The following is a 26906-nucleotide window of genomic DNA, read 5'->3' as shown; positions in this document are numbered from 1 at the left end:
AGCTTTCGCAACCTCTAAAGAACAACCATATATTATTGTTTTTAAAGGCATAATACCAAAAAAGCCAGCATAAAGCGGAAGCTTGCGCTCCCGCACTCTCGCCCCTATATTGTGTACAAAAGAAGAACACCTTGTTCACAAACAGCCACCCGGAGCCTTTCCATGCTGATCCGCGTCATCAACCCCAATACCACCGCCGGCATGACGGCGACTGTCGGCGAGGCGGCTCGCCGAGTCGCAGCGCCCGGCACAAAGGTCGTTGCCACCCAGCCGGACCACGGCCCGGTATCCATCGAAAGCCATTTCGACGAGGCCATCAGCGCCGTCGGCGTGCTGGAAGAGGTCATGGCGGGTGAGCGTGAAGACGCCGACGCCTACGTGATCGCCTGCTTCGGCGACCCGGGGCTGCTGGCCGCACGAGAGCTGACCCGCGCCCCGGTCATCGGTATCGCCGAGGCAGCCTTCCACATGGCCACCCTGATCAGCACCCGCTTCTCCGTCGTCACCACCCTGGGGCGCACCGGCATCATCGCCGAGCACCTGCTCGAGCAGTACGGCTTTCGCCACCACTGCCGCCGGGTGAGAGCCGCCGAAATCCCGGTACTCGACCTGGAGGAGAATGGCGCCGCCGCCCTCAACCGCATCATCGACGAATGCCACCGCGCCCGGGACCAGGACAACATCGGCGCCATCGTGCTGGGCTGCGGCGGTATGGCCGACCTCACCGACGAAATCAGCGAGGCGGTGGGACTGCCGGTGATCGAGGGAGTGACCGCGGCCGTCAAGCTGGCGGAGTCACTGGTCACCCTGCGACTCGGCACCAGCAAGCATGGCGACCTGGCCTTTCCGCGCCCCAAGGCCTTCACCGGGCGCTTCGAACACTTTTCCGGCCTGGCTCCTTCGGGCCTTCCATCCACTCCAAACCGCGACTAAGCAGCCCCTGACGGCATTTCGCCGACGCATGGACCGGCCCCTTCGGGCCACCCTCAACGACAACACCAAGCGAGGACACCACCATGACTCAGCCAACGACATCGACGCAGGCAGTCGACCCGGATATCACCACGACCGCTCCCCAAGGCGGCACCAAGGCCCCGGGCCAAGAGAGCCTGGCGCCTCAGCAGACCCGCATCATGGGTCGCCCTTCTTACTTCCTGGCCTGGTTCGGCGGCTGCGTGTCGATCGGCACCTTCGCCATGGGCTCCAGCGTGGTGGGCACGCTGAACCTGATCCAGGCCACCCTGGCCATTGCCATCGGCTGCTTCGTCATCGGCATCGCCCTGGCCATCAACGGCGCCGCCGGCTACAAGTACGGCATTCCCTTCATGGTTCAGGCGCGCAGCGCCTTCGGCTTCGCCGGTACCCGCATCCCGGGGCTGGTGCGGGCGGTGCCGGCGATCGTCTGGTACGGCTTCCAGAGCTGGATCGGCGCCGGCGCCCTGAACATGGTGTCGGCGACCCTGTTCGGCTTCGATAACCTGATCTTCTACTTCATCACCTTCCAGTTCCTGCAGATCGGGCTGTCGGTGATGGGCTTCCAGGGCATCAAATGGCTGGAGAACATCGGTAGCGCCTTCATCCTCGCCTCCCTGACCTATATGTTCTACGCCACGGTGCAGCGTTACGGCGATGAGCTCTCTGCTAACCTGCTGACCATGGAAGGCTCCTGGGGCATGCCCTTCTGGGGCGCCACCATGCTGTTCCTGGGCATCTATAGCACCATGATGCTCAATGTCAGCGACTACTCCCGCGAGCACAAGCACGGCACCGGCCCCGGCATCCTGACCACCATCTACGCCATGTCGATTCTGCCCTGCACCCTGTTCATGGGCCTGATCGGCTACATGGTCTCCGAGGCCACCGGCACCGCCGATCCCATCCAGGTGTTCGCCAACGCCGTCGACAACACCCCGCTGCTGATGACCACCCTGCTGTTCATCGCCTTCGCCCAGGTCACCACCAACGTGCTCAACAATGTGGTGCCGCCGACCTATGTGCTGATGGATGTGTTCAAGCTGAAGTTCCCGGTGGCCACCGTGATCGTCGGCCTGCTGGCCTTCGCCACCTTCCCCTGGAAGCTGGTCCAGCCCGAGTCTGCCGCCGGCCTGCAGCTCTTCGTGCAGACCTACTCGGCCTTCCTCGGCCCGATCTTCGCGATCCTGGTGGTCGACTACTATGTGATCCGTCGCCGCACCCTGGACATCGCCAAGCTGTATGACGAAGCCGGTCCCTATCAAGGCGTCAACTATGCGGCGCTGATCGCTACCCTGGTGGGCATCGTCGCCGCCCTGAGCTTCTCCGCGGTCTCCTGGTACGCCAGCCTGATTCCCGCCGGCATTACCTACTACCTGCTGATGCAGCACTGGACCCCCTGCCAGCGCTTCCGTCAGTAACCCGCCAGCCACGAACCAAACGCCAGCGTCCCGGACTACAGGTCCGGGGCGCTGGCGTTTGGAGAGGTCACGAAAGGGAAGCGACAGGCTGGCTCAGCCGCCGAAGATGCTGTGCAGGTCCGGCGCTTCGGCCTCTTCCTCGACGATAGAGAGCGACGCCTCGATCTCCTTGAGGTGGTGGCTCATGAAGGCCTTGGCCCCCTCGCCGTCGCCCGCCTCCAGGTAGCGGATCAGATCATCGTGGTCATGGGATTCGCAGCCCAGGTTACCGGGATTGCCGTAGACGGCGAGAATCAGCGAGGAGCGTGAACAAAGGCGACCGACGAAGGCGGCCAGGGTGGCGTTACCGGATAGCTCGGCCAGGCGTTCGTGAAAGGCCGCGGAGAGCTTGATGGCCGTGCTCTGCTCACCGGCCCGCAGCGCCTCGCGCTCGCGGCTAGCCATGGCCCGCAGCTCCTGGACGTCCGCTGCGCCGATGCGCTTCGCCACCTCCGGCATCAGACCGCACTCGATCATCTGGCGGGCATCGAAGACCTCCCTGGCTTCATCGGCGGTGGGGCGCGTCACGCTGGCGCCGCGACGGGGGGTCAGCGTGACCAGCTGCTCCAGGGCCAAGCGCTGCAGGATCTTGCGGATACCGGTACGGCTGACACCGAACACCTCGGAGAGCGCATCCTCGCGCAGCCGCGCCCCGGGCTTGAGACGATGCTCGATGATCGCATCGCTGATCGAGCGATAGATGGCCTCGTGCCGCTCGGCACCGTCGCCGTTCTTACCCAGGCGTCGAGAGCGCCCCTTGGTCGGCTCGCCGCGGTCTGCCAGCTGATTCATGGTATCCCTCCTTGCATGACCCTAGATCCCCTTATTGTATACGCATTGGGCGCCGGGTTCCGAGCCATCCCGCACGAGAAGGGGCCCGCCGGTCGGGCGGGCCCCTGGTCAGGCCGGCGCAGGCTCGGCTCGGTGGCCGCTTTTACCCGGCCACCGCTGCCGCTTGGTCACTCCGACCAGGCGGCGATCGCCTCGCGCTCCTCGTCGGTCATGCCGGTCATGTTGCCCAGCGGCATGTACTTGCTGGCCACCACCTGCTGAATCTGGCTCTTCTGACGCAGGATCTGATCCTCGGTGTCATAGGCCACGCCGGCCGGCGGAGCGGCAAAGCCGGGCTGGGTGGGCTCGCTGGAGTGGCAGGCGACACAGTGCTGATCGACCAGCGCATGCACTTCCTCGAAGCTGGTCGCCTCGCCATCCACCACCGCGGTGGCTGGCTGGCTGGAAGGCATAGCGACCCAGAAGGCCACCAGAATCAGCGCCGTGCCGGCCGCCGGGTAGGCGGGCTGGATCTTGCCGGCATGCATCAGCACGAAGAACTGTCGGATCAGCGCACCGCCAAAGATGAACAGCGACATGATTACCCAGGCATGCTCATGGTTGTAGGCAAAGGAGTAATGGTTGCTGATCATCAGCAGCACCACCGGCAGCGTAAAGTAGGTGTTGTGCACCGAGCGCTGCTTGCCGCGCTTGCCGTCCAGCGGATTGGGCGTCTCGCCGGCCTTCATGGCGTTGACCATGCGCCGCTGGCCGGGAATGATCCAGAAGAAGACGTTGGCCGACATGGCGGTGGCCATCACCGCGCCGGTGAGCAGGAAGGCCGCCCGGCCGGAGAACATCTGGGTGCTCAGGTAGGCGACCAGCACCATCATCACCGCCACGGCGATGCTCAGCAGGCCATCACGGGTCATGTTGGGGCTGATGCGCTTGCACAGCTCATTGTAGACGACCCAGCCGCCGACCAGGAACAACAGCGCCAGCACGTTGGCCTGCCAGCCGGTCATGTTGGCCGCCCACTCCCAGTTGGCATTGGGATTGACCAGATAGAAGCTCGGGTTGGCCATGTAGAGCAGCACGAAGAGCGCAAAGCCCGACAGCCAGGTGGTGTAGGACTTCCAGAACGACCAGTGCAGGTCATCGGGCAGCTTGGCCGGTGCCGTGGCGTATTTCTGGTTGTGGTAGAAGCCGCCGCCGTGAACGGCCCACATCTCGCCGAACACCCCCTTCTCGCGGTCTTCGGCGGCCTTGGGCTTCTTCAGGCCGTTGTCCAGCATCACGAAATAGATCGACTCGCCGATCCAGGCGATGGCGGCGATGACGTGCAGCCATCGCAGCATGAAATTGACGAATTCGAGTAGGTAGGCTTGCATTCTGGGAACCTCACCGGGGGTGCTTGTTGTTGGAGCGCATCATTGTCGAAGAGCCTTAGGCACTGTCCGAAAAGAGCCTAGCGACCAGCGTCTCGAGGCCCGCGCGACTCAGCTGCCGCGGTAGGTGGAATAGCCATAGGGCGAGAGCAGCAGCGGCACATGGTAGTGCGCGGAGGCATCGGCCACCCCGAAGCGCAGCGGAATCACGTCGAGAAAGCGCGGCTCGCTGGCCTCAACGCCCTGCTCGCGCAGGTAGTCACCGGCATGGAACACCAGCTCATACTCGCCGGTCGTGAAGTCGCCGCCCTCGAGGATCGGTGAGTCGCAGCGGCCATCGTCGTTGGTCTCGACCGTCTTGAGCAGGGTGCGCTGCCCCCCCTCCAGGCGATAGACCTCGATACGGATTCCCTCGCCGGGGCGGCCCTGAGCGGTGTCCAGAACGTGAGTGGTTAGGCGTCCCATCGGTTTCTCCCCTAGGTCTCTAAGTAAGCTGTCTGGCGATGTCACCGGGTGCGGCGCATCATGATGAAGAGGTATCCGGCCACGCGGCACCGCGAGGGCCACACCCCATGAAGACAGTTTTAGCCTTTATTGCGATACATTTCAAAATTTTTTTGTATACACTTGAGCGTCGAGCGTAGCCTTCCGCATTTTAGGCACCCTCCCATACCCACAACGATCGTGGAGACCAAGATGAGCGAAAAGACCCTGACCCCGCGTCCCAGCAGCCTCGACCGTGATGCCTTCGTGGCCCAGTACGGCGAGATCTATGAACACTCCCCCTGGGTGGCCGAGCTGACCTGGGAGCGCGGTCTGACAAGCGAGCAGGACACCCCGGCCGGGCTGGCCGAGGCCATGGGCCAGACCCTGCGCGAGGCCCCCCCCGAGCAGCAACTCGCGGTGATCCGCGCCCACCCGGACCTGGCGGGCAAGGCGGCGATCGCCGGCGATTTGACCGACGACTCCACCCGCGAGCAGGCCGGCGCCGGCCTCGACCAGTGCACGCCGGAGGAGATGGCCCGCTTCGAGCGCCTCAACGCCGCCTACAAGGAGAAATTCGGCTTCCCCTTCGTCATGGCCGTCAAGGGCAGCGACCGTCACGCCATCCTGGCCGCCTTCGAGACCCGCCTGGACAACGATGCCGACGAAGAGCGACGCACCGCCATCGAGCAGATCAATCGTATCGCCCACTTCCGCCTGGAAGCGCGCGGCGAAGGCTGACACCCGGACGCCGGCCACGGCCGGCGCTCCCCTGCCACGACGGACCGGCCGCCTGGACTGCGCCCCAACGATGTCTGGCAGAGGCCTTCGAGAGGCTGACCAAACAGTCAACACACAGCGGGCAAGCCGTTGATTTTAAAGGGTGGAAATAATTTCCATGTAAAAAACATTGGCAAGTTGTCTTCCAAAATTTCAGTGATTGTGTACATTCACCAGCAGGTGTGGTGCTCACAACATGTACCACTGCATACAACAACAAGCCTGAGAGCCTGACATGACCGATACAGAGCAGTCTTCCACGCAGACGCGACCCTCGCGTACCGTCAACCAGAACCCCGATGCCATGCCGCCATTGGGCAAGGCGATTCCGCTGGGCATCCAGCACATCATGGCGATGTTCGCCGGCAACGTGACCCCACCGATCATCATCGCCGGTGTCATCGGCGCCACCACCGGTGAGCAGATCTTCCTGATCCAGGTGGCACTCTTCGTGGCCGGTATCGCCACCCTGATCCAGACCATCGGCATGGGGCCGATTGGCGCACGCCTGCCCATTGTCCAGGGCACCAGCTTCGGCTTTCTGCCGGTCGCCTTGCCGCTGGCGGGCACCTTTGGGTTGGCCGCGGTGCTCGGTGCGTCCCTGGTCGCCGGCCTATTGCAGGTCGGCCTGGGCGCCTTCCTCAAGAAGATTCGCCACTGGTTCTCCCCGGTGGTGACCGGCATCGTGGTGCTGTTGATCGGCATCATCCTGATGCCGGTGGGCCTCAACTACGCCGCCGGCGGCGTAGGCGCCGATGACTTCGCCTCGCCCACCAACCTGGGCCTGGCGCTGTTCGTGCTGGTGGTGACCATCGTCGTGCACCAGTTCGGCCGCGGTTTCCTCAAGGCCGCCTCCATCCTGGTGGGCCTGGTCAGTGGTTACCTGGTCGCCATCGCCCTGGGCATGGTGGATTTCTCCAGCGTCGGCGATGCCGCCTGGTTCGCCTTTCCCAAGCCCCTGCAGTACGGCCTGGAATTCCACCTGACCGCGATCATCGGCATGACGCTGATCATGTTCGTGGTGGGCCTAGAGACCATCGGTAACATCTCCGCCATCACCATCGGCGGCGCCGGCCGCCAGGCCAAGGACCGCGAACTTTCCGGCGGCGTCATGGCCGACGGCGTAGCGACCTCCTTCGCCGCGGTCTTCAATACCCTGCCCAACACCGCCTATGCCCAGAACGTGGGCCTGATTACCCTGACCGGCGTGGTCAGCCGCCACGTGGTGACCATCGGCGGTATCCTGCTGATTTGCATGGGCCTGTTCCCCAAACTGGGCGGCCTGGTCGCCGCCATGCCGCATGCGGTGCTGGGCGGTGCCGGGATCGTGATGTTTGGCATGATCGCCTCCGCGGGCCTCAAGATCATCCAGGAGTGCGAGCTCAACCAGCGTGCCATGCTGATCATCGCCGTGTCGCTGAGTCTGGGCATCGGCCTGCCCGCCGTGGAGGCGATCTCCGAGACCATGCCCGGCCAGCTCGGTCTGCTGCTGAAATCCGGCCTGGTGCCGGCCGCCCTGACCGCCCTGCTGCTCGATGCGGTGCTGCCGGGCAAGCCGAGCCGGGTGGAGCCCGAGCCCGAGGAGGCCATCGCGACCAAGAGCGAGAAGGTCAAGTCCAACCTCTAAGGATCGCCTGATCCACAGCGCCACCCGCGCCGCCGGCCCTGCCGGCGGCGCTTTGGGTTCTACTCCCCACCCTCGCCGGCGACTCTCGCACCCTAGTCACCCCACCCTCGCCTGCGACACTCACACCCTAGGTTCTCACCCCACCCTCACTCCCTATCCTCAGCCTTCTACCCTCATCCACACCTCTCGGCCCTCTCAGCCCCCCCTTCGCGATAGCCGGCCCCTTGCCAGCCCGGCACCCTGCCGCCCTCCTGGTATCGCCATCCCGCTGCCACCCCACTTGAACGCAAGCGGGCCAGCCACCGAGGTGACTGGCCCGCTGTCGGCGAGACGCTTGTCTCAGCCGTGCACGGCGCTTGGCGCGGCGCTTAGAAGTGCCACTCCAGATTGAGGGTCAGCGCATCGGTATCCACCCCCGGCTTGTCGTGGTTGCCGAACTTGTTGCGCCAGTATTCATAGCCGACCCCGGCCCACAGGGTGTTATCACCGCCCCAGGCCAGCTGCCCCACGTCCAGCATCAGCGAGGTGCGCACCAACTGCTCGGCCTTGGTGGAGACACCGAAGTAGTCGTCTCCCTTCTCAGCATTGTAATTGTAGAAGCCCTGGAACTTCATCGGCAGGGCACCCGCCTCGAAGGGCAGCCCCCAGGCCAGGTTGATCTGGTAGTAGGGATCGAACGTGTGGCTGTTGCGGTTGCCCGGCAAGCCACAGGGGTCGAGTCCGCAGTGGTTCCATTCCCGGCTGAAGAACAGACTCAGATCGAGAAAGCCGCGCGGCACGTCGAACTTGAAGGTCGGCCCCACCACCAGCTGGCGCTTGCGCGGTGCGAACTCGGTGTTCTTGGTGTTGAGATCGAAGCCTGCGGTCAAGGCCATGTCCCTGACCGGGCCGAAGGCGATCGGCGCGTCGAACAGCTTGCCGGCGTGCAGCTGGTGGCGATAGACCAGATAGGCCTCGGTGGCACCGCTGTCGCTGCCCCGCGCCGGGTCGGCGCTGTCGGACTGCAGCAGATCCAGATTGAAGAAGTTCTGCCCCAGCGAATAGCCGCTGACGTGGGTGAACTGCAGGATGTGCTTTTCCACCTTGTCGGGGTTGTTGGGCTCGGTGAACTGGCTGCCATAGCGGTAGCCGATGAAGGTATCGCTCCAGGTGGCCGCCTGAGCCGTGCCGGCCGCCAGCGCCGTAGCCAGCGCGCTGCCGATGACGAGGCCGCGAGAGGGAGTGTCGAGCATTCAGGGTATCTCCGGTTATTGGATTTATAGAGAGGGGCATCGAGCCGGCCGGGTCAGCAAAGTGACGACAGCAGACCGGATACCTCACCCGATACACTACACAATCAGATTGTATACTGGAAATATTTTCCATACATATCAAAGACCGACTCTCCCGATTCCCATCACACCATGACGACGGCCGCCTACACTGAAGTGCAGGAGAAAGCGTCAGGAGGTTCACCATGTTTCGAGATCGCCTCGATGCCGCCGAGCAGCTTGCCCGGCGCCTCGATCGCCTGAAGGGGCATCAGCCGCTGATACTGGCGATCCCCCGCGGTGGGGTACCAATGGCGCACCGGCTGGCCGAGGCCCTGGACGGGGAACTGGACGTGGTGCTGGTACGCAAGATCGGCGCCCCGGGGAGCCCCGAGTTCGCGATCGGCGCGGTCAGTGAGGAGGGCGAGGTGCTGCTCGATGACGATGTCGCCTCCCACTTCTCGCCGGTGGCGGTGGAGCGGGAGATTGCGCGCCAACAACGGCTGATCGACGAGCGTCGCCAGCGCTACACGCCGGTTCGCCCGCCGATTCCCCCGGAGGGGCGAGTGGTGGTGGTGGTGGATGACGGCAGCGCCACCGGTGCCACCATGGAGGCTGCCCTGAGGGCCCTGCACGGCCGACCCGAGCGGCTGATCGCCGCCCTGGGGGTGGCCTCGCCGAGCGCCGTGAAACGCCTGGAAGCCTGGGCCGATGAGGTCGTCTGCCTGCAGGTGCCCGAAGGCTTCATGGCGGTTGGGCAGTTTTTTGCCGACTTCAGCGAGGTGGATGACGACGAGGTCATGGCGCTGTTGGTCTCGGCGGCCGAAGGCCGTCGGGCTGCGCCCGACGACTCGACCTCGTCATGACCCCGCGCTTAGCGGTAGGCACCCTCGATGTCGGTCACCCGCATGGCACGACGCCCCAGGCCGTCGTGGCAGTCCAGCATGCGCTCGAGCCAGCCGTAGACCGGGTCGGCGTTGGAGACCAGGTCGGCGGTGGAGACGCAGCGCGCCCACATGAAACTGCCGAACAGCAGATAGTCGGCCGCCGCCGGCGCTTCGCCGTCGATGAAGTCGGCAGCCGCGAGGCAGCCGCGCAGCGGCGCCAGCGCCGCATCCAGCTGCGACAGCCCCTTGGCCGGGGAGTGGAACTCCTCCAGGGTACGCCCCAGGCGCTTCTCGCGGGTCTCGCGGAAATAGTCGCGATCCTTGGGGTGAATGGCGTTGAGCAGGTCCATGACGATGGTGCGCAGCATCGCCGGCTGCAGCGCCCGCTCGGCATAGTGCTTGAAGAAACGCGCCCTCGCCTCGGCCACCCCCTCGCCCAGCAGCGGCGCCTCGGGGTAGGTGCGATCCAGGTAGCGCAGGATGGCGTAGCTGTCGGCCACCACCTCGTCGCCATCGACCAGCACCGGGACCCTGTCATGATCGGCAAAATCCAGCGCCTGCTTGTCGGTGAAGTACCAGGGACGCGTCTCGTGATCCAGGCCCTTGTGAGCCAGCGCATAGCGCACGCGCCAGCAGTAGGGCGAAAACCGCAGCCCCTCGTCGATACCGCACAGGTCGTAGAGCACCCTTGCCATGCCGCCTCCCGGCCGTTCGTTGATGATCGTCAGTCGATAGTGCCAGCCTTTGTGGCACGACGCCAATCCCGTCGGCCGTGCGCCCAGCGGCAAGATTAATTGTCCATTAGTCTAACCTTTGGATCGATGCCGATCCTCGCCCGACAGCAGAGCTTTTCCATAACCACCTGTTTTACAAAAAATACGCTAAAGTTAAAGGATACTTGAATTAGCCGCATATTGGTAATACCAATTAACCAACAGTGGCCGAGCGTGCCGCTCCCCCGTATCGTTGCCCCACCCGTGCCCTCGGCCCGCTTGACGGTCGCCGGTGGTCGCTCCCGCTAACCCATCGACAACGACACAGCGAGGTAACCTACCTCATGACGGACACGACACTGGCGTTCCTCGCCTTCACACCGCTGATCCTGGCGGGCGTGCTACTGATCGGCCTGCGACTTCCCGCCCGTACCGCCATGCCGGCGGTCTACGTGGTGACCGCCCTAATCGCCCTGTTTGCCTGGGACATGAGCTTCAACCGGGTGCTCGCCTCCACCTTCCAGGGCCTGATTCTGACGGTGGCGATCCTGTGGATCATCTTCGGCGCCATCCTGCTGCTCAACACCCTCAAACACTCGGGGGGCATCAAGGCGATCCGTAACGGCTTCTCGGGGATCAGCCCCGACCGCCGGGTGCAGGCGCTGATCGTTGCCTGGCTGTTCGGCTGCTTCATCGAGGGCGCCTCCGGCTTCGGCACCCCGGCCGCCGTGGCCGCCCCACTGATGGTGGCACTGGGCTTTCCGGCGCTCGCCGCGGTGGTAGTGGGCATGATGATCCAGTCGACGCCGGTCTCCTTCGGCGCGGTGGGCACGCCCATCGTGGTGGGGGTCACCGGCGGCATCAACCGCGACGGGATCACCGAAACCCTGGAGGCCGGCGGCTACACCTGGCTGGAGTACTTTCACCTGATCTCCGCCGAGGTGGCCATCGTCCACGGCATCGTCGGCGTCTTCATGCCGCTGATCATGGTGGTGATCATGGTGCGCTTCTTCGGCGCCAACAAATCCTGGAAAGAGGGGCTGGACATCACCCCCTTCGCGCTCTTCACCGGGATCTGCTTCGTGGTGCCCTACATGCTGGCCGGCGCCCTGCTGGGGCCGGAGTTCCCGTCGATGATCGGTGCCGGCGTGGGCCTGGCCATCGTCGTCCCGGCGGCACGGCGCGGCTTCCTGCTGCCCAAGAAGACCTGGGACTTCCCCGATCGCCAGTCCTGGCCGGACGAGTGGATCGGCAAGCTCGAGATCAAGCTCGACGACGTGGTTGGCAAGGCGCCGATCTCCACCTTCATGGGCTGGGTGCCCTACGTGCTGCTGGCGGTCATCCTGGTGGCCTCGCGCACCGTCGAGCCGCTGCGCGAAGCGCTGACCTCGATCGCCTTCGGCTGGAGCAACATTCTCGGCGAGTCCGGGGTCTCCGGCAGCATTCAGCCGCTCTACCTACCCGGCGGCATCCTGCTGATGGTGGTCATGCTCACCGCCGTACTGCACCGCATGCGCCTGGGTGAACTGAGGGCCGCCTTCAGCGAGTCCTCCAGGACCCTGCTCGGCGCCGGCTTCGTGCTGATCTTCACCATCCCCATGGTGCGCATCCTGATCAACTCCGGCGTCAACGCCGCCGACCTGGTTTCCATGCCGGTGGCCATGGCGCAGTTCGTGGCCGACGGCGTGGGCGGTGTCTATCCGTTCTTTGCGCCGGCAGTGGGCGGCCTGGGCGCCTTCATCGCCGGCTCCAACACCGTCTCGAACCTGATGCTCTCGGAATTCCAGTTCAACGTGGCGCAGCAGCTGGGGCTCTCCACCGCCATGATGGTGGCCCTGCAGGCAGTGGGGGCCGCGGCAGGCAACATGATCGCCATCCACAACGTGGTGGCGGCCTCGGCCACCGTGGGCCTGCTCGGCCGCGAAGGCATCACCATCCGCAAGACCATCCTGCCGACCATCTACTATCTCGTCTTCGCCGGGGTGATCGCGATGGTGGCCTTCTACGTGATCGGCGTCAGCGACCCGCTGCTGCGCGTCGGCTGATTGCCCACCCCAGCCCCCCCCCCACAGGGCCCCACCAGCATCGCTGGCGGGGCCTTCTTGTCGAGCGCTGCTGACACTCGTCAAAACATCGTGGAAATTTTTTCCATTTACACAAATCCGACTGTCTGCCTAGAATGCAGTGACGCATCCCCACCGCTTCGGGAGCCGAGATGAATATCCTCCACGACGCACGTCTCGATGGCGACATCCCCTTACGCGACAAAGCCGCGGTGACGGCCGACCTGCGGCATCACCTGCCCGATATGCCGCTGCTGGAGCGCGAGGAGGATCTGCGGCCCTTCGAATGCGACGGCCTCTCCGTCTATCGCACCCTGCCCATGCTGGTGGCCCTGCCCGGCACCCTGGACGAGGTCGAGACCCTGCTGCGCCGCTGCCACGCGCTGGGCGTACCGGTGGTGAGCCGTGGCGCCGGCACCGGTCTCTCCGCCGGCGCCCTGCCGCTGGCACAAGGGGTGCTACTGGTGCTGTCGCGCTTCGACCGCATTCTCGAGATCGACCCCGAGGCGCGCACCGCCCGGGTCGAGCCCGGGGTGCGCAACCTGGCGATCTCCGAGGCCGCCGCCCCCCACGGGCTCTACTACGCCCCGGACCCCTCCTCCCAGATCGCCTGCTCGATCGGCGGCAACGTGGCCGAGAACGCCGGCGGCGTGCACTGCCTGAAGTACGGCCTCACGGTGCACAACGTACTCAAGGTGGAGGTGATGACCATCGAGGGCGAGCGACTGACGCTGGGCAGCGAGGCCCTGGACGCCCCCGGCTTCGACCTGCTGGCGCTGTTCACCGGCTCCGAGGGAATGCTCGGCGTGGTCACCGAGATCACCGTCAAGCTGCTGCCCAAGCCCGAGACCGCCAAGGTGCTGATGGCGAGCTTCGACGACGTGGAGAAGGCCGGCCGCGCGGTGGGCGACATCGTCGCCGCCGGGATCATCCCGGGCGGCCTGGAGATGATGGACAACCTCGCCATCCGCGCCGCCGAGGACTTCATCGGCGCCGGCTACCCGGTGGAGGCCGAGGCGATCCTGCTGTGCGAGCTGGACGGCGTCGAGGCCGACGTGGACGACGACTGCGCCATCGTGCGCCGGGTGCTCGAGGCCGCCGGCGCCAGCGAGGTGCGCCAGGCCCGTGACGAGGCCGAGCGGGCGCTGTTCTGGGCCGGGCGCAAGAACGCCTTCCCGGCGGTGGGGCGCATGTCGCCCGACTACTACTGCATGGACGGCACCATCCCCCGCCGCGAGCTGCCGCAGGTGCTCAAGGGCATCGCCGAGCTCTCCGAACGCTACGGGCTGCGGGTGGCCAACGTCTTTCACGCCGGCGACGGCAACATGCATCCGCTGATCCTGTTCGACGCCAACCGCGAGGGCGAGCTGGCGGTGGCCGAGGCGCTGGGCGGGGAGATCCTCGAGCTGTGCGTGGCGGTGGGCGGCACCATCACCGGCGAGCACGGGGTGGGCCGCGAGAAGATCAACCAGATGTGCGCCCAGTTCCGCCCCGACGAACTGGCCACCTTTCGCGCCGCCAAGGCCGCCTTCGACCCGGACCAGCTGCTCAACCCGGGCAAGAACATCCCCACCCCGGCGCGCTGTTCGGAGTACCGCACCCTCGAGCGCGCCCCCGCGACGCCCCCCGGGCACGGCTGACAGGAGCGAGCATGGCGAGCAGAGCAGCACCCTCCCCGGCCCACGACGCCAGCGAAACGCTGGGCGAGCAGATCCGCCGGGCCGCGGACGAGCGCGCGCCACTGCGCATCGTCGGCGGCGACACCAAGGCCTTCTATGGTCGCCGCGTGACAGGCGAGACGCTGAGCACCGCCGAGCACCGCGGCATCACCTTCTACGACCCGGTGGAACTGGTGGTCTCGGCACGGGCGGGCACCCCGCTGGCCGAGCTCGAGGCCGCCCTGGCCGAGCACGACCAGATGCTCGGCTGTGAGCCGCCCCACCTGGGCCGTGACGCCACCGTCGGCGGCATGGTCGCCTGCGGCCTCTCCGGACCGCGCCGTCCCTGGGCCGGCAGCGTGCGCGATTTCGTGCTGGGCACCCGGGTGATCAACCATCGGGGGATCGAGCAGCGCTTCGGCGGCCAGGTAATGAAGAACGTCGCCGGCTACGATCTCTCGCGGCTGATGGTCGGCGCCCTGGGCACCCTGGGGCTGATCAGCGAGGTATCGTTAAAGGTACTGCCGCGTCCCCGTGCGGTGCACAGTCTGCGCCTTGCGCTGCCCCTGGAAGAGGCCCTAACGCGGCTCACCGCCTGGGGCCGCGAGCCGCTGCCGATCAGCGCCGCGGCCTGGTTCGAGGGCGCCCTCTACCTGCGCCTGGAGGGCGGCGAGCGCTCGGTGGCCGATACCCGCGCCCGAGTGGGCGGCGACGAGGCGGACAATGACGTCTGGGACGCCCTGCGCGAGCAGCGCCTGGCGCTGTTCTCCCGCGACGACCCGCGGCCGCTGTGGCGGCTCTCGCTGCCCCAGCACACGCCGCCGCTGGCGCTGCCGGGGCTCGATGACGACCAGGTGGTGCATGACTGGGCCGGCGCCCAGCGCTGGGTGCGCAGCGAGCTCGATGCCGAGACCCTGCGCGAGGCCTGCGCCCGGGTCGGCGGCCACGCCACCTGCTGGCGCGGCGCCAGCGGACAGCCGGTGGCGTCCCCCTTCACCCCGCTCGCCCCGGCGCTCGAGAAGTACCACCGCCGCCTCAAGGCCGAACTCGACCCCTCGGGCATCTTCAATCCCGGCCGTCTCTACGCGGAGGTCTGAATGCAGACGCACTTTAGCCAGGAGGCCCTCGAACAGCCGCACATCCGTGAGGCCGACCGGGTGCTGCGCAGCTGCGTGCACTGCGGCTTCTGCAACGCCACCTGCCCCACCTACCAGCTGCTGGGCGACGAGCGCGACGGCCCTCGTGGCCGCATCTACCTGATGAAGCAGATGCTGGAGAACCCCGACGACAGCGAGAACCTCACCGCCCAGACCCGGCTGCACCTGGACCGCTGCCTCACCTGCCGCAGCTGCGAGACCACCTGCCCCTCGGGTGTGGAGTACCACAAACTGCTCGACATCGGCCGCGCCGAGATCGACAGACGCGTGCCGCGAGGTCCCGCCGAACGCGCCCGGCGCTTCGCCCTGCGCAAGCTCCTGGTGGACCCGAAGCGCTTTCGCGCGCTGCTCAAGCTGGGCCAGACCTTCCGGCCGCTGGTGCCCGGTGTCCTGCGCGACAAGCTGCCGCCCCGACCCGTGGATGCCGGCACCCGCCCCGACCACCGGCGCCACGCACGGCAGATGCTGATCCTGGAAGGCTGCGTGCAGCCGGGGCTCTCGCCCAACACCAATGCCGCCACCGCCCGGGTGCTCGATCGCCTCGGCATCGGCCTCACGCCGGTCGGCGAGGCGGGCTGCTGTGGCGCCATCGACTTCCATCTCAACGCCCAGGAGGCCGGGCGGGCGCGAGCCCGGGCCAATATCGACGCCTGGTGGCCGCATATCGAGAAAGACAACGGCGAAGCGGGAGTGGAAGCCATCGTCCAGACCGCTAGCGGCTGCGGCGCCTTCGTCAAGGAGTACGCCGACCTTCTCACCGACGACCCGGCCTATGCCGAGAAGGCCCGGCGGGTCAGCGCGCTGGCCCGGGACCTGGTCGAGGTGCTGCGCGACGAACCCCTCGAGGCCCTCGAGGCAGCGGCCAGCCGCCGGCTCGCCTTCCACTGCCCCTGCACCCTGCAGCACGCCCAGAAGCTCGGCGGCGCCGTGGAGGGCGTGCTGTCCCGCCTCGGCTTCCCCCTTGCGCCGGTGGCGAATGCCCACCTCTGCTGCGGCTCGGCGGGCACCTATGCCATCACCCAGCCCGAGCTCGCCACCCAGCTGCGTGACAACAAGCTCGACAGCCTGGAGGCGGGCGAGCCCGAGGTGATCGTGACGGCCAATATCGGCTGCCAGACCCACCTCGCCGGCGCCAACCGCACCCCGGTCAAACACTGGATCGAGATCGTCGACGAGGCGCTCCCGCCGAGCTGACGGCGGACCCGGTTCGACTTAACCAGGCCCGTGGCCAGCGCCACGGTGCCCGGAGCCCCTGTGTTCCGCCCACCCTTTTCCACCCACCCGACTGACCCACTCGACAGAGGACACCACAATGCAAACCAAACCTATCCTGACCCTGGACGACGTCAACACCATCCTTGACGCTGCCCAGCGCGAAGCCGAAGCCAGCGGCTGGACCGTCACCATCGTGGTGGCCGACGATGGCGGCCACCCGCTGGGCCTGCGCCGCCTCGACGGCGCCGCGCCGATGACCGCCATCATCAGCGCCGAGAAGGCGCGCAGTGCCGCCGTGGCGCGCAAGGAGACCCGGATCTTTGAGGAGATGATCAACAACGGCCGGCCGGCCTTTCTGTCCGCCCCGCTCTCGGGGCTGCTGGAGGGCGGCGTGCCGGTGATCGTCGAAGGCCAGGTAGCCGGAGCCGTCGGCGTCTCCGGGGTCAAGGCCGACCAGGACGTACTCGTCGCCAGGGCAGGCATCGCCGCGCTCGGCTGATTGCCCGGCCAGCCGTGGTCCCCTCTCACCACGCCGATGCCCACGGCCGGCCATCCAGATGCGCAGAAGGCATCAGCGCAGCTTTGAGGCTCCGAGACGCAGCTCCCCATTCAGCGCCTTGATGATGCTGTAGCACATCAGCAGCATCACGATAGAGAAGGGAATCGCCGTTGCCGTCACCCCCGCCTGCAGCGCCGACAGCCCGCCGCCCAGCAGCAGCACGATGGCGATCAAGCCCTCCACCACCGCCCAGAACATCCGCTGGGTCCGGGGGGCGTCGATCTTGCCGCCGGCGGTAATGGTATCGATCACCAGAGAGCCGGAATCCGAGGAGGTGACGAAGAAGATCAGCGCCAGCACGATGGCGATGGTCGACATCAGACCGGTCAGCGGCAGCTCGTTGAGCATGCCGAACAGCGACAGCTCGGGGCTGTAGGTGTCGATCACGTACGCCTTGACCAGACTGGTCTCCGGGCTGGCATAGAGCTGATCCAGGGCGGTGGAACCGACGACGCCCATCCAGATGAAGATGAACAGGCTGGGAATGATCAGCACGCAGATCACGAATTCACGGATCGTGCGCCCGCGGGACACCCGGGCGATGAACATGCCGACGAAGGGCGCCCAGCTGATCCACCAGGCCCAGTAGAAGATCGTCCAGTCCTGCCGATAGGCGTCGTCCTCACGTCCAAAGGGCGCCGAGAGCGGCACGAACTCCGTCACATAGGTCGTAAGCCCCGTCCAGAAGCCGCTCATGGCCACCAGGGTCGGGCCGGCCAACAGCACGAAGAAGAAGAACAGCACGGCCATGATCATGTTGAACTCGGAGAGCTTCTTCACGCCGCCATCGAGCCCGCGCCATACCGACACCAGGGCCACCGCGGTGACCAGCAGAATAATGATCACCTGCGCGGCGGCGCTCACCTCCAGGCCGAAAACGAAGTTCATCCCCGCATTGGCCTGCTGCGCGCCGAGCCCGAGGGAGGTGGCCAGGCCGAAGAGCGTGGAAAAGACCGCCAGGATATCGATCACATGGCCCCACCAGCCCCAGACGCGATCGCCGAGGATCGGGAAGAACGCCGACCGAATGGAGAAGGGCAGGCCCTTGTTATAGGTGAAGATGGACAGCGCCAGGGCCATCACCACATAAACCGCCCAGCCGTGGATGCCCCAGTGCAGGTAGGTGCCGGCCAGGCCCAGCGCCGTGGCCTCGGGAATCGCCTCCGGATTCAGTGCCCCGTCGGCCCCGAAAGGCGAGGCAATGCCCAGTGGCAAGGACACATTGGCGTGATAGACCGGCTCCAGCACGCCGAAGAACAGCAGCCCGATGCCGATACCGGCGGCGAACAGCATCGCGAACCAGGAAAGGTAGTGGTAATCCGGCCGCGCATCGGGTCCCCCCAGCCTCACCGAGCCATAGGGCGAGACGATCAGGACGACACAAAAGAGGATGAAGAAATCCACCACCAGCATGAAGTACCAGTCCAGCGTCCCGGTGGCGAAGCTAACGATGGTCTGGAACAGGGCCCCCGCCCGCGCCGGAAACAGCAGGGTCAGGATGATGAAAACCAGCGACGCCAGCGCCGATACGATAAAGACCCGGTTGTGCACATCGAAACCGAAAGGTCCCAGCTGCCCTTCGATATTGTCCTGTCCGACGACGTAGTCCGTCTCCATGTCACTGGTCGCGGCGTGCGATGACGGATCGCTCGGATCGCTCGGATCGCTCGGATCGCTCGGATCGTTCATGGCAGACTTCCTTATGGTGGGATGTCAGTCATCATCAGCTTACCATTCCCCCTCTTCCAGCCTCCGACAGCGAGAGGCCTCGTTTCAACGTACCGAGGACACCATGCCGCTGCTCTACTTTCTGGCCCCGCTGGGGGCCGTGCTGATCTGGTCGGGCAACATGACCATCAACCAACTCACCGTGGGCGCCATCGCGCCGAGCAGCATCGCCTTTCTACGCTGGGTGCTGGCGCTCGCCGTGCTCACCCCCTTCCTGGCGCCGGCCGCCTGGCAGCATCGGGCAACGATTCGCCGGGAGTGGCCGAAGCTCGCCGCCCTGGGGCTGCTCGGCATGGCGCTGTGGCAGGGGCTGGCCTACGTGGCCGCCGAAACCACCTCGGCCACCAACATGGGGATCCTGGCCGCCATGGTGCCGCTGCTCACGGTGCTGCTCAGCGCGCTGATCCTGCGCGAGGCACCGAGCCTCGGCGGCACCCTGGGCGGCGTCCTGGCACTGGTCGGCGTCGCGGTGCTGCTGGGGCGCGGCAACCCCCTCTCGCTGCTGGAGCTGGAGGTCGCCCTGGGCGATGCGCTGATGGTCGTCGCCGCCACCTGCTACGCCCTCTACGGGGTGATGCTCAAGCGCTGGCCTCTCGACCTGCCGCCCTGGGTGGTGCTCTATGTCCAGGTCTGCTTCGCGGTGCTGTTCCTGCTGCCCGGCTACCTGCTGGGGCCCATGACGCCGGTGGACGGCCACAATGTCTGGCTGATTCTCTACGCCGGTATCCCCGCCTCGATCATCACCACCTACCTGTGGATGCGCGCCATCCGCCAGATCGGCGCCAGCCAGGCGAGCATCTTCATCAACCTGATGCCGCTGTTCAGCGCCCTGATCGCCATGGCCTTTCTCGGCGAGCGGGTGGCCGCCTTCCACTTCATTGGCGGCGTCCTGGTGCTCGCCGGCGTGGTCATGGCCCAGACCCTGACCCGGCCGCTGCGGCGGGCTATCAGCGGCGTGGATCGCGCGTGATAGACTGCCATTCAGAGGACTCCCCGACTCGACTCCCTGACCAACAAGGATGCGCCATGTCCCTCGACGATCTGCACCTCACCCTGCGCAACCTCACCCCCGAGGACTATCCGCAGCTCAAGGCGCTGATGGACCGGGTCTACGACGATATCGGCGGTGCCTGGCCGAAGCCCACCATCGACAAGTTGATCAAGGAATTTCCCGACGGCCAGATCGCCATCGAGGACGACGAGACCATCGTCGGCGTGGCGCTGACTGCCCTGGTCGACTACGACACCTTCTCCAACCCGCACCAGTACGACGACCTGATCGGCAAGCGCGAGACCATCCTCAACGACCCGGACGGCGATGCCATGTACGGGCTCGACGTGCTGATTCATCCGGACTACCGCGGCTATCGCCTGGGCCGGCGCCTCTACGAGGCGCGCAAGGAGCTGTGCCGCTCCATGAACCTGCGGGCGATCCTGGCCGGCGGACGCATTCCTCAGTACCACGAGCACGCCGATGAGCTCTCCCCCGCCGAGTACCTGGACAAGGTCGCGCGCAAGGAGATCCACGACCCCATCCTCTCCTTCCAGCTGGCCAACGACTTCCAGGTCAAGCGGCTGCTGCGCAAGTACCTGCCCGAGGACGAGAAGTCCCAGGGCTATGCGACCCTGCTGGAGTGGAACAACATCCTCTTCGAGCCCGCCGAGCGGGTGCTGGAGAACCGCCCCACCCAGGTGCGCGTCGGCGCCGTGCAGTGGCAGATGCGCGAGTTCGATTCGGTGGAGGCGGTGCTGCAGCAGGTCGAGTACTTCGTGGACGCCCTCTCCGACTACCAGAGCGACTTCGCGGTCTTCCCGGAGCTGTTCAACGCCCCGTTGATGGGCCTGCAGGATCGCGCCGCCCAGCAGGACCAGCAGGCGGCGGTCCGCTTCCTGGCCGGCTTCACCGAGCAGTTCGTCACCGAGCTGTCGCGCATGGCGGTGGCCTACAACATCAACATCGTGGCCGGCTCGATGATCGAGGTGCGCGAGGACGACCGCCTCTACAACGTCTGCTACCTGTGCCACCGCGACGGCAGCATCGAGCACCAGGACAAGCTGCACATCACCCCCCAGGAGCGCCGCGACTGGGTGATCGACGGCGGCGACGAGCTGCGCGTCTTCGACACCGACGCCGGGCGCGTCGGCATCCAGATCTGCTACGACGTGGAGTTTCCCGAACTCTCGCGGCTGCTCGCCGACCAGGACATGGACATCCTCTTCGTGCCCTTCTGGACCGATACCAAGAACGGCTACCTGCGGGTGCGCCACTGCTCTCAGGCGCGGGCCATCGAGAACGAGTGCTACGTGGTGCTGTGCGGCAGCGTGGGCAACGTGCCGTCGATCGAGAACCTCGACATCCAGTACGCCCAGTCGTCGGTGTTCTCGCCGTCGGACTTCGCCTTCCCCCACGACGCGGTGCTCTCCGAGACCACCCCCAACACCGAGATGGTGATGTTCTCGGACCTGGACCTGACCCGGCTCACCGTGGTGCGTGCCGAGGGTTCGGTGACCAATCTCAAGGACCGCCGCAAGGACCTCTTCGACCTGCGCTGGCGCGACTGGTCGTGGAAGTCCGGGGCCAACCTGGAGGAGAACTGAGCCGATGCTGGGCAGGCTGCGCCGCTGGCGGGCGACCCGCTTCGCCGACCGCCACCCCTTCCCGGCGGACGCCTGGGCCGAGGCGCGCGGGCGGCTGCCGCTGCTGGCCGCCCTGCCCGACGACCAGGCCGAGCGTCTCGGCCAGCGCGCCTGGCGCTTTTTGCATACCAAGCGCCTGAGCCTGCACCCGGAACTGGCCGAGAGCACGCCCTTCGACCTGCCGGCCCAGCTGGCGCTGGCCGCCCAGGGCTGCCTGATGACCCTGGGCTGGAGCGACGACGAACACGACGACGCCTTCAGCGGCGTTCACGAGATCCTGATCCTACCCGAGGCCTTCCGCCGCCAGGTGGAGGAGATGGACGAATTCGGCGTGATGCACGAGTACGTCGACGAGCGCGCCGGCGAGACCTCCTCCCAGGGCCCGGTGGTGGTGGCCTTCCCCGACCTGATGGAGAGCGGCGACTTCAGCGGCTTCAACGTGGTGATTCATGAGCTGGCCCACAAGCTCGACCTGGGCAACTCGCTCGACGTCGATGGCTTCCCACCGCTGTCCCGCGACATCGACCCACGGGAGTGGCACCGGGTGTTCATGGGCGTGTGGGACGACCTCCAGGCGCGCCTCGCGCGCGGCGAGGCCACCCCCATCGACGACTATGCCGCCAGCCACCCCGGCGAGTGCTTCGCGGTGTGCTGCGAGGCCTTCTTCACCGCCCCCGACCTGCTGCAGGAGGCCTACCCAGCGCTCTACGACCTGCTCACCCGCTACTTTCGCCAGGACCCGCTGCCCCGGCTAGCCCTGACCGTCGGCGGCCCGCCCCCACACCGGGGCAACCCTGATGACAGCGACCCACGAGGGCCCCATGATCGATCTGCGCAGTGATACCGTGACCCGCCCCACCCCGGCCATGCGCGCCGCCATGGCCGAGGCCCCGGTGGGCGACGACGTGCTCGGCGACGACCCCAGCGTCATCGCCTTCCAGCGCGCCGTGGCCGAACGGGCCGGCAAGCCCGCGGCGCTGCTGTTCCCCTCCGGCACCCAGAGCAACCTCGCTGCCCTGCTGGCCCACTGCCAGCGCGGCGACGAGTACATCGCCGGTCAGCAGGCCCATACCTACAAGTACGAGGGCGGCGGCGCTGCCGTGCTGGGCAGCATCCAGCCGCAGCCCATCGCCCACGCCGAGGACGGCTCGCTGCCCCTGGAGGCGATCGCCGCCGCCATCAAGCCGGTGGATGTCCACTTCGCCCGCACCCGCCTGCTGGCGCTGGAGAACACCATCGGCGGCAAGGTGCTCGACCCCGGCTACGTGACGGCGGCCACCGACCTGGCCCGGGAGCACGGCCTGGCCACCCATCTGGACGGCGCGCGGCTGTTCAACGCCGTGGTGGCCAGCGACACGCCGCTGGCCGAGCTCTGCGCCCCCTTCGACAGCGTCTCGCTGTGCTTCTCCAAGGGGCTGGGGGCACCGATAGGCTCGGTGCTGGTGGGCCCAGCGCCGCTGATCGAGGCGGCGCGCCGCTGGCGCAAGATGCTCGGCGGCGGCATGCGCCAGGCCGGCATCATCGCGGCGGCCTGCCACCACGTCTTGGATCATCACGTCGCGGCGCTGGCCGACGACCATCGCCGCGCCGCGCGCCTCGCCGAGGGCCTGGCCGGCATCGACGGCGTCGAGGTGCTGTCCCGCGCCACCAACATGGTCTTCCTGCGGGTGCCGCAGGCGGATACCGCGCCGCTCAAGGCGTGGCTGCGCGAGCGGGGCATCCTGATCGAGGTGCTCTACGCCACCCGACTGGTGACCCATCGCGACCTCGACGACGCCGATATCGAGCGGGTGATCGAGGCCGTAGGCGACTACTTCGTCAACCGCTAAGCGCCGGCACTCGCCCCGGCAGCTGCACCTCGAGGAAGTCGATGAAGGCGCGAATCCGCGCCGGCACATGCCGGCGCTGCTGATAGACGGCGTGGAAGTCGGCGCGCACCCCCTGCCACTCAGGCAGCAGCTCGATCAGGGCGCCGCTTGTCAGGTGTTCATGCACATCCCACCAGGAGCGCAGGGCGACGCCGTGGCCGTCCAGCGCCAGGCGCACGATCACTTCGCCATCGTTGCTGGCCAGCGGCCCGGTCACCTTTACCGCCTGCTCGGCGTCGCCGCCTCCGCGACGCCGGAAACGCCATACGGTGTAGTCGCTGTCGTTCTCGCGCAGCACCAGGCAGGCCTGGCCGGCGAGATCCGCCGGGGTCTCGAGACGCGGCATGCTCGCCACATGGGCTGGCGAGGCGCACAGCACCCGGCGATTGGCCAGGATACGCCGCGCCACCAGCCGCGAGTCCGGCGGCTCACCGACGCGGATGCCGACATCGACCCCCTGGTCGCCAAGGCTCATCGGGAAGTTGGTCAACTCCAGCCGCCCCTCCACGCCGGGGTGTCGAGTGCAAAAGGCCGACAGCAGCGGTGCCACGTGGCGCCGCCCGAAGCCGAAGGTGGCGTTGATGCGCAGCGGCCCGGAGAGTGCCGCCTGTTGCTCACCTAGCGCCTCCTCCAGCTCGGCCAGCTCCTCGAGGATCGCCGCCCCGCGCTGCAGGTAGCGCTCGCCTTCGGCCGTCAGGCTCAGCCGTCGGGTGGTGCGGCTGGCCAGCTCCACGCCGAGACGCGCCTCGAGCTGCTTGAGCCGCTTGCTCACCGCCGACAGCGACAGCCCCAGTTCGCGGGCGGTGGCGGTCAGGGTGCCGGCTCGCGCCAGCTGCTGGAAAAAGGCCAGGTCATCGAGCTGCGCCACGCCACTCTCCACTTTCACTCAATAATATCTTGCCATTTGACCCAATTATCTTGATCACGCCAACGGCTAGACTAAGAGCGCTATCGGCCGAACCACGGCCAGCCTCTCGATCACAGGAGACCCCCATGACCCAGCGTATCGCGGTGATTCCCGGAGACGGCATCGGCAAGGAGGTGATGCCCGAGGGCCTGCGCGCCCTGGAGGCCGCCGCCGCCCGCTTCGGCATCGATCTCACACTCGAGCATTTCGACTTCGCCTGCTGCGACTACTACGCCGAGCACGGCCAGATGCTGCCTGACGACTGGTTCGAACAGCTCAAGGACGTCGATGCGATCTTCTACGGCGCCGTGGGCTGGCCCGACACCGTGCCCGACCACATCTCGCTGTGGGGCTCGCTGCTGCAGTTCCGCCGCCGCTTCGACCAGTACGTCAACCTGCGCCCCTGCAAGCTGCTGCCGGGCATCAAGAGCCCCCTGGCGGATAGAAAGCCGGGCGATATCGACTTCTACGTGGTGCGCGAGAACACCGAGGGCGAGTACTCCAGCGTCGGCGGCAAGATGTTCGAGGGCACCGACCGTGAGGTGGTGATCCAGGAGACGGTGATGAGCCGCCACGGCGTCGACCGGGTGCTGAAGTTCGCCTATGAACTGGCCCAGTCACGGCCGCGAAAGAAGCTCACCTCGGCCACCAAGTCCAACGGCATCGCCATCACCATGCCCTGGTGGGATGAGCGGGTGAAGGCGATGGGGGCGAACTATCCCGACGTCGCCGTGGACCAGTTCCATATCGATATCCTCACCGCCAACTTCGTGATGCACCCCGACTGGTTCGACGTGGTGGTGGCCAGCAACCTGTTCGGCGACATCCTCTCCGACCTGGGCCCGGCCTGCACCGGCACCATCGGCGTGGCGCCCTCGGCCAACATCAACCCCGACGGCAGCTTCCCGAGCCTCTTCGAGCCGGTCCACGGCAGCGCCCCGGACATCGCCGGCAAGGGCATCGCCAACCCCATCGGCCAGATCTGGTCGGCGGCGATGATGCTCGACCACCTGGGGCAGCCCGAGGCCGCCCAGGCGATCGTTGATGCCTTCGAGGCGGTGCTGGCCGAGGGAGACAAGAGCGTGCTCACCCCGGACGTGGGCGGTAACGGCAGCACCGAGACGCTCGGCCGGGCCATCGCCAAGCGAATCGGCTGATTCCCCTCTTGCCTGCCACACGACGGCCACCGCCCGATGGCGGTGGCCGTCTGCGTCAGAGTAACCGACCTCGGGAGAGCAGCTGGTGACAGCCTTTTTCATAGCCTGCGTCATATTGCCGCACACCAAGGATGAAGAGACAGTAGTGTGAAGACTCGGTTATAAATATAGACCAAGAGTTATAAGGATATAACAATGACCGCCTGACCCGATATCCAGGAGTCCTGTCATGCCCCCTCCCCTCGAACCACCCCGCCTGGATCGGCGCCAGCTCCTGAAAATGGGACTGGGCGCCGGTGCCGCCGGCCTGCTGCCCTTGGGCAGCCTCCAGGCCAGCACGCTGTCCACCAACGCCCGCATCGTCATCCTCGGCGGCGGCGCCGCCGGCATGGCCATGGCCAACCGGCTCTCCCGCCGCCTCGACGGCGCGCGAATCTCCCTGGTCGAGCCCCGCGAGATTCACCACTATCAGCCAGGCTGGACCCTGGTGGCCTCCGGCGTCTGGAACCCCGACAAGACCATGCGCCCCAACGCCAACTTCGTCCCAGCCGGTGTAGACTGGGTACGCCAGCCCGCCGTGGGCATCGATGCCGAGCAGCGCCGCGTCTCGCTGGCCGATGCCAGCGTGCTGGAGTACGACTACCTGGTGGTGGCCACCGGCCTGCAGCTCAACTACCACTTGATCGACGGCATGTCGCCGGACCTGGTCGGTAGCCATGGCATCGGCAGCGTCTACGCCAGTATCGAAGGCGCCACCCGCACCCGCGACGCTATCGACGCCTGGATCGCTACCGGCGGCGGCAAGGGCCTCTTCACCGCCGCGCCCACCCCGGTGAAGTGCGCCGGGGCCCCGCTGAAGATGACCTTTACGACGCTCTCCCGTCTGGAAGATACCGGCCATCGCGACGACTTCCAGGTCGATTTCATGGCCCCGGGCGATGCGCTCTTCAGCCAGCCCTGGGTCAACGACTTCGTCAAACAGCGCTTCGATGACCAGGGCGTCAATCGCCGCCACCACTACCGGCTCACCGCCATCGACCCCGGCGCGCGTCAGGCGGAGTTCGCCTTCGTCGGCCCGGACAGTGAATTCACCTCCCACCATGAACTGCGTGAGGCGGAGTTCTCCCAGGAGGGCGAGCGCACGGTGATCGCCGACTACGACTTCATCCACGTGGTGCCACCCATGAGCGCGCCGGATTTCGTCCGCGAGAGCGACCTGATCGCCCGCGAGGGTCCCTTCCGCGGCGAGTGGCTGGATGTCGACATCCACACCATGCAGCACAACCGCTATCCGGAGGTGTTCGGCATCGGCGATGTGATCGGCGCCCCCATCAACAAGACCGCCGCCAGCGTCAAGGCCCAGGCCCCGGTGGTAGAGGCCAATCTGCTGGCTCAGATGCAGGAACAGCCGCTACCGGCCCGCCACAACGGCTACACCTCCTGTCCGATGATCACCGGCATCGGCAAGGCGCTGCTGGTGGAGTTCGGTTACGATAACAACCTGGATTTCCTGCCCTCCTTCCCGTTTATCGATCCCCGTGACGAGTCCTGGGTCGCCTGGGTGATGAAGGATCGCATGCTGCAGCCGGCCTACTATGCCGTGCTGGAAGGCCAGGCCTGAGGAGA

23 protein-coding genes are annotated in these 26906 nt (G+C 66.5%); 16 read left to right on the top strand and 7 right to left on the bottom strand.

Annotated elements, in window-relative coordinates:
* The first annotated feature begins 162 nt into the window (after window positions 1-162).
* Together HOP52_RS15510 and HOP52_RS15505 are read left to right on the top strand one after the other, a co-directional pair.
* A complete protein-coding gene (locus HOP52_RS15510) occupies window positions 163-933 on the top strand; it encodes an aspartate/glutamate racemase family protein (protein WP_238978312.1) in 771 nt (256 codons plus the stop codon).
* 83 nt (window positions 934-1016) lie between these two features.
* Window positions 1017-2393 carry an NCS1 family transporter gene (locus HOP52_RS15505; RefSeq protein ID WP_238978311.1) on the top strand — a complete coding sequence of 459 codons (1377 nt, stop codon included), beginning with the start codon at window positions 1017-1019 and terminating at the stop codon, window positions 2391-2393.
* A gap of 93 nt (window positions 2394-2486) precedes the next feature.
* Here the strand turns inward: HOP52_RS15505 and HOP52_RS15500 are convergent, their stop codons facing one another.
* The 3 genes from HOP52_RS15500 to uraH all read right to left on the bottom strand — a co-directional run bounded on the left by HOP52_RS15500 (window position 2487) and on the right by uraH (window position 5056).
* Entirely contained in the window at window positions 2487-3224 is a 738-nt protein-coding gene (locus HOP52_RS15500; RefSeq protein WP_238978310.1) for a GntR family transcriptional regulator, read from the bottom strand.
* Window positions 3225-3391: 167 nt separating this feature from the next.
* Window positions 3392-4594, bottom strand: coding sequence for a urate hydroxylase PuuD (locus HOP52_RS15495; RefSeq protein WP_238978309.1), 1203 nt, complete (start codon window positions 4592-4594; stop codon window positions 3392-3394).
* Between the two features lie 108 nt (window positions 4595-4702).
* Window positions 4703-5056 carry a hydroxyisourate hydrolase gene (gene uraH / locus HOP52_RS15490; RefSeq protein ID WP_238978308.1) on the bottom strand — a complete coding sequence of 118 codons (354 nt, stop codon included), beginning with the start codon at window positions 5054-5056 and terminating at the stop codon, window positions 4703-4705.
* Window positions 5057-5287: 231 nt separating this feature from the next.
* On the opposite strand from uraH, the gene uraD reads away from it, so the two are divergent.
* Together uraD and HOP52_RS15480 are read left to right on the top strand one after the other, a co-directional pair.
* Complete coding sequence (gene uraD / locus HOP52_RS15485) at window positions 5288-5815, top strand: 2-oxo-4-hydroxy-4-carboxy-5-ureidoimidazoline decarboxylase (protein ID WP_238978307.1); 528 nt, start codon at window positions 5288-5290, stop codon at window positions 5813-5815.
* A gap of 274 nt (window positions 5816-6089) precedes the next feature.
* Window positions 6090-7481 (top strand): uracil-xanthine permease family protein, encoded by a 1392-nt coding sequence (locus HOP52_RS15480; RefSeq protein WP_238978306.1) that lies wholly within the window; start codon window positions 6090-6092, stop codon window positions 7479-7481.
* A 368-nt stretch (window positions 7482-7849) separates the two neighbouring features.
* Here HOP52_RS15480 and HOP52_RS15475 read toward each other — a convergent pair whose 3' ends face one another.
* The gene (locus HOP52_RS15475) at window positions 7850-8713 is read right to left on the bottom strand and encodes a hypothetical protein (RefSeq protein ID WP_238978305.1); all 864 of its coding nucleotides are present in this window, start codon (window positions 8711-8713) and stop codon (window positions 7850-7852) included.
* Between the two features lie 224 nt (window positions 8714-8937).
* Here HOP52_RS15475 and HOP52_RS15470 point away from each other — a divergent pair, with 224 nt between their 5' ends.
* Window positions 8938-9597 carry a phosphoribosyltransferase gene (locus tag HOP52_RS15470; RefSeq protein WP_238978304.1) on the top strand — a complete coding sequence of 220 codons (660 nt, stop codon included), beginning with the start codon at window positions 8938-8940 and terminating at the stop codon, window positions 9595-9597.
* Window positions 9598-9605: 8 nt separating this feature from the next.
* Here HOP52_RS15470 and HOP52_RS15465 read toward each other — a convergent pair whose 3' ends face one another.
* A complete protein-coding gene (locus HOP52_RS15465) occupies window positions 9606-10313 on the bottom strand; it encodes a glutathione S-transferase N-terminal domain-containing protein (RefSeq protein ID WP_238978303.1) in 708 nt (235 codons plus the stop codon).
* Window positions 10314-10675: 362 nt separating this feature from the next.
* Here HOP52_RS15465 and HOP52_RS15460 point away from each other — a divergent pair, with 362 nt between their 5' ends.
* The 5 genes from HOP52_RS15460 to HOP52_RS15440 all read left to right on the top strand — a co-directional run bounded on the left by HOP52_RS15460 (window position 10676) and on the right by HOP52_RS15440 (window position 16923).
* Window positions 10676-12376 (top strand): L-lactate permease, encoded by a 1701-nt coding sequence (locus tag HOP52_RS15460; RefSeq protein WP_238978302.1) that lies wholly within the window; start codon window positions 10676-10678, stop codon window positions 12374-12376.
* A gap of 170 nt (window positions 12377-12546) precedes the next feature.
* Window positions 12547-14034: a glycolate oxidase subunit GlcD gene (gene glcD / locus HOP52_RS15455; RefSeq protein ID WP_238978301.1), complete on the top strand. Its 1488-nt coding sequence runs from the start codon at window positions 12547-12549 to the stop codon at window positions 14032-14034.
* Between the two features lie 11 nt (window positions 14035-14045).
* On the top strand, window positions 14046-15149 hold the full coding sequence (gene glcE / locus HOP52_RS15450; RefSeq protein WP_238978300.1) for a glycolate oxidase subunit GlcE: 1104 nt from the start codon (window positions 14046-14048) through the stop codon (window positions 15147-15149).
* The gene (glcF, locus tag HOP52_RS15445) at window positions 15150-16403 is read left to right on the top strand and encodes a glycolate oxidase subunit GlcF (RefSeq protein WP_238978299.1); all 1254 of its coding nucleotides are present in this window, start codon (window positions 15150-15152) and stop codon (window positions 16401-16403) included.
* A 118-nt stretch (window positions 16404-16521) separates the two neighbouring features.
* Entirely contained in the window at window positions 16522-16923 is a 402-nt protein-coding gene (locus HOP52_RS15440; protein WP_238978298.1) for a GlcG/HbpS family heme-binding protein, read from the top strand.
* Between the two features lie 72 nt (window positions 16924-16995).
* Here the strand turns inward: HOP52_RS15440 and HOP52_RS15435 are convergent, their stop codons facing one another.
* On the bottom strand, window positions 16996-18600 hold the full coding sequence (locus HOP52_RS15435; RefSeq protein ID WP_422677723.1) for a BCCT family transporter: 1605 nt from the start codon (window positions 18598-18600) through the stop codon (window positions 16996-16998).
* 175 nt (window positions 18601-18775) lie between these two features.
* Here HOP52_RS15435 and HOP52_RS15430 point away from each other — a divergent pair, with 175 nt between their 5' ends.
* The 4 genes from HOP52_RS15430 to ltaE are packed head-to-tail and all read left to right on the top strand — an operon-like array spanning window position 18776 to window position 23177.
* A complete protein-coding gene (locus tag HOP52_RS15430; protein ID WP_238978296.1) occupies window positions 18776-19681 on the top strand; it encodes a DMT family transporter in 906 nt (301 codons plus the stop codon).
* 56 nt (window positions 19682-19737) lie between these two features.
* Entirely contained in the window at window positions 19738-21309 is a 1572-nt protein-coding gene (locus HOP52_RS15425; protein ID WP_238978295.1) for a bifunctional GNAT family N-acetyltransferase/carbon-nitrogen hydrolase family protein, read from the top strand.
* Between the two features lie 4 nt (window positions 21310-21313).
* Window positions 21314-22189, top strand: a complete 876-nt coding sequence (locus HOP52_RS15420; protein ID WP_238978294.1) for a M90 family metallopeptidase — start codon at window positions 21314-21316, stop codon at window positions 22187-22189.
* Window positions 22170-23177 (top strand): low-specificity L-threonine aldolase, encoded by a 1008-nt coding sequence (ltaE, locus tag HOP52_RS15415; RefSeq protein WP_238978293.1) that lies wholly within the window; start codon window positions 22170-22172, stop codon window positions 23175-23177. Before HOP52_RS15420 ends, ltaE begins: the two co-directional genes overlap by 20 nt.
* On the opposite strand, the gene HOP52_RS15410 is transcribed toward ltaE, so the two are convergent.
* On the bottom strand, window positions 23167-24084 hold the full coding sequence (locus HOP52_RS15410; RefSeq protein ID WP_238978328.1) for a LysR family transcriptional regulator: 918 nt from the start codon (window positions 24082-24084) through the stop codon (window positions 23167-23169). The genes ltaE and HOP52_RS15410 overlap by 11 nt on opposite strands.
* A 125-nt stretch (window positions 24085-24209) precedes the next feature.
* Between HOP52_RS15410 and HOP52_RS15405 the strand changes: the two genes are divergently transcribed.
* Together HOP52_RS15405 and HOP52_RS15400 are read left to right on the top strand one after the other, a co-directional pair.
* Entirely contained in the window at window positions 24210-25280 is a 1071-nt protein-coding gene (locus tag HOP52_RS15405) for a tartrate dehydrogenase (RefSeq protein ID WP_238978292.1), read from the top strand.
* 229 nt (window positions 25281-25509) lie between these two features.
* Entirely contained in the window at window positions 25510-26901 is a 1392-nt protein-coding gene (locus tag HOP52_RS15400) for an NAD(P)/FAD-dependent oxidoreductase (protein ID WP_238978291.1), read from the top strand.
* The last annotated feature ends 5 nt before the right edge of the window (window positions 26902-26906 follow it).

Origin of the sequence: Billgrantia campisalis, assembly GCF_022341425.1 — a bacterium.
Taxonomy (GTDB): Bacteria; Pseudomonadota; Gammaproteobacteria; order Pseudomonadales; family Halomonadaceae; genus Halomonas; species Halomonas campisalis.
The sequence above is the reverse complement of the archived record's forward strand: the minus strand, read 5'-3'. Positions and strand labels throughout refer to the sequence as shown.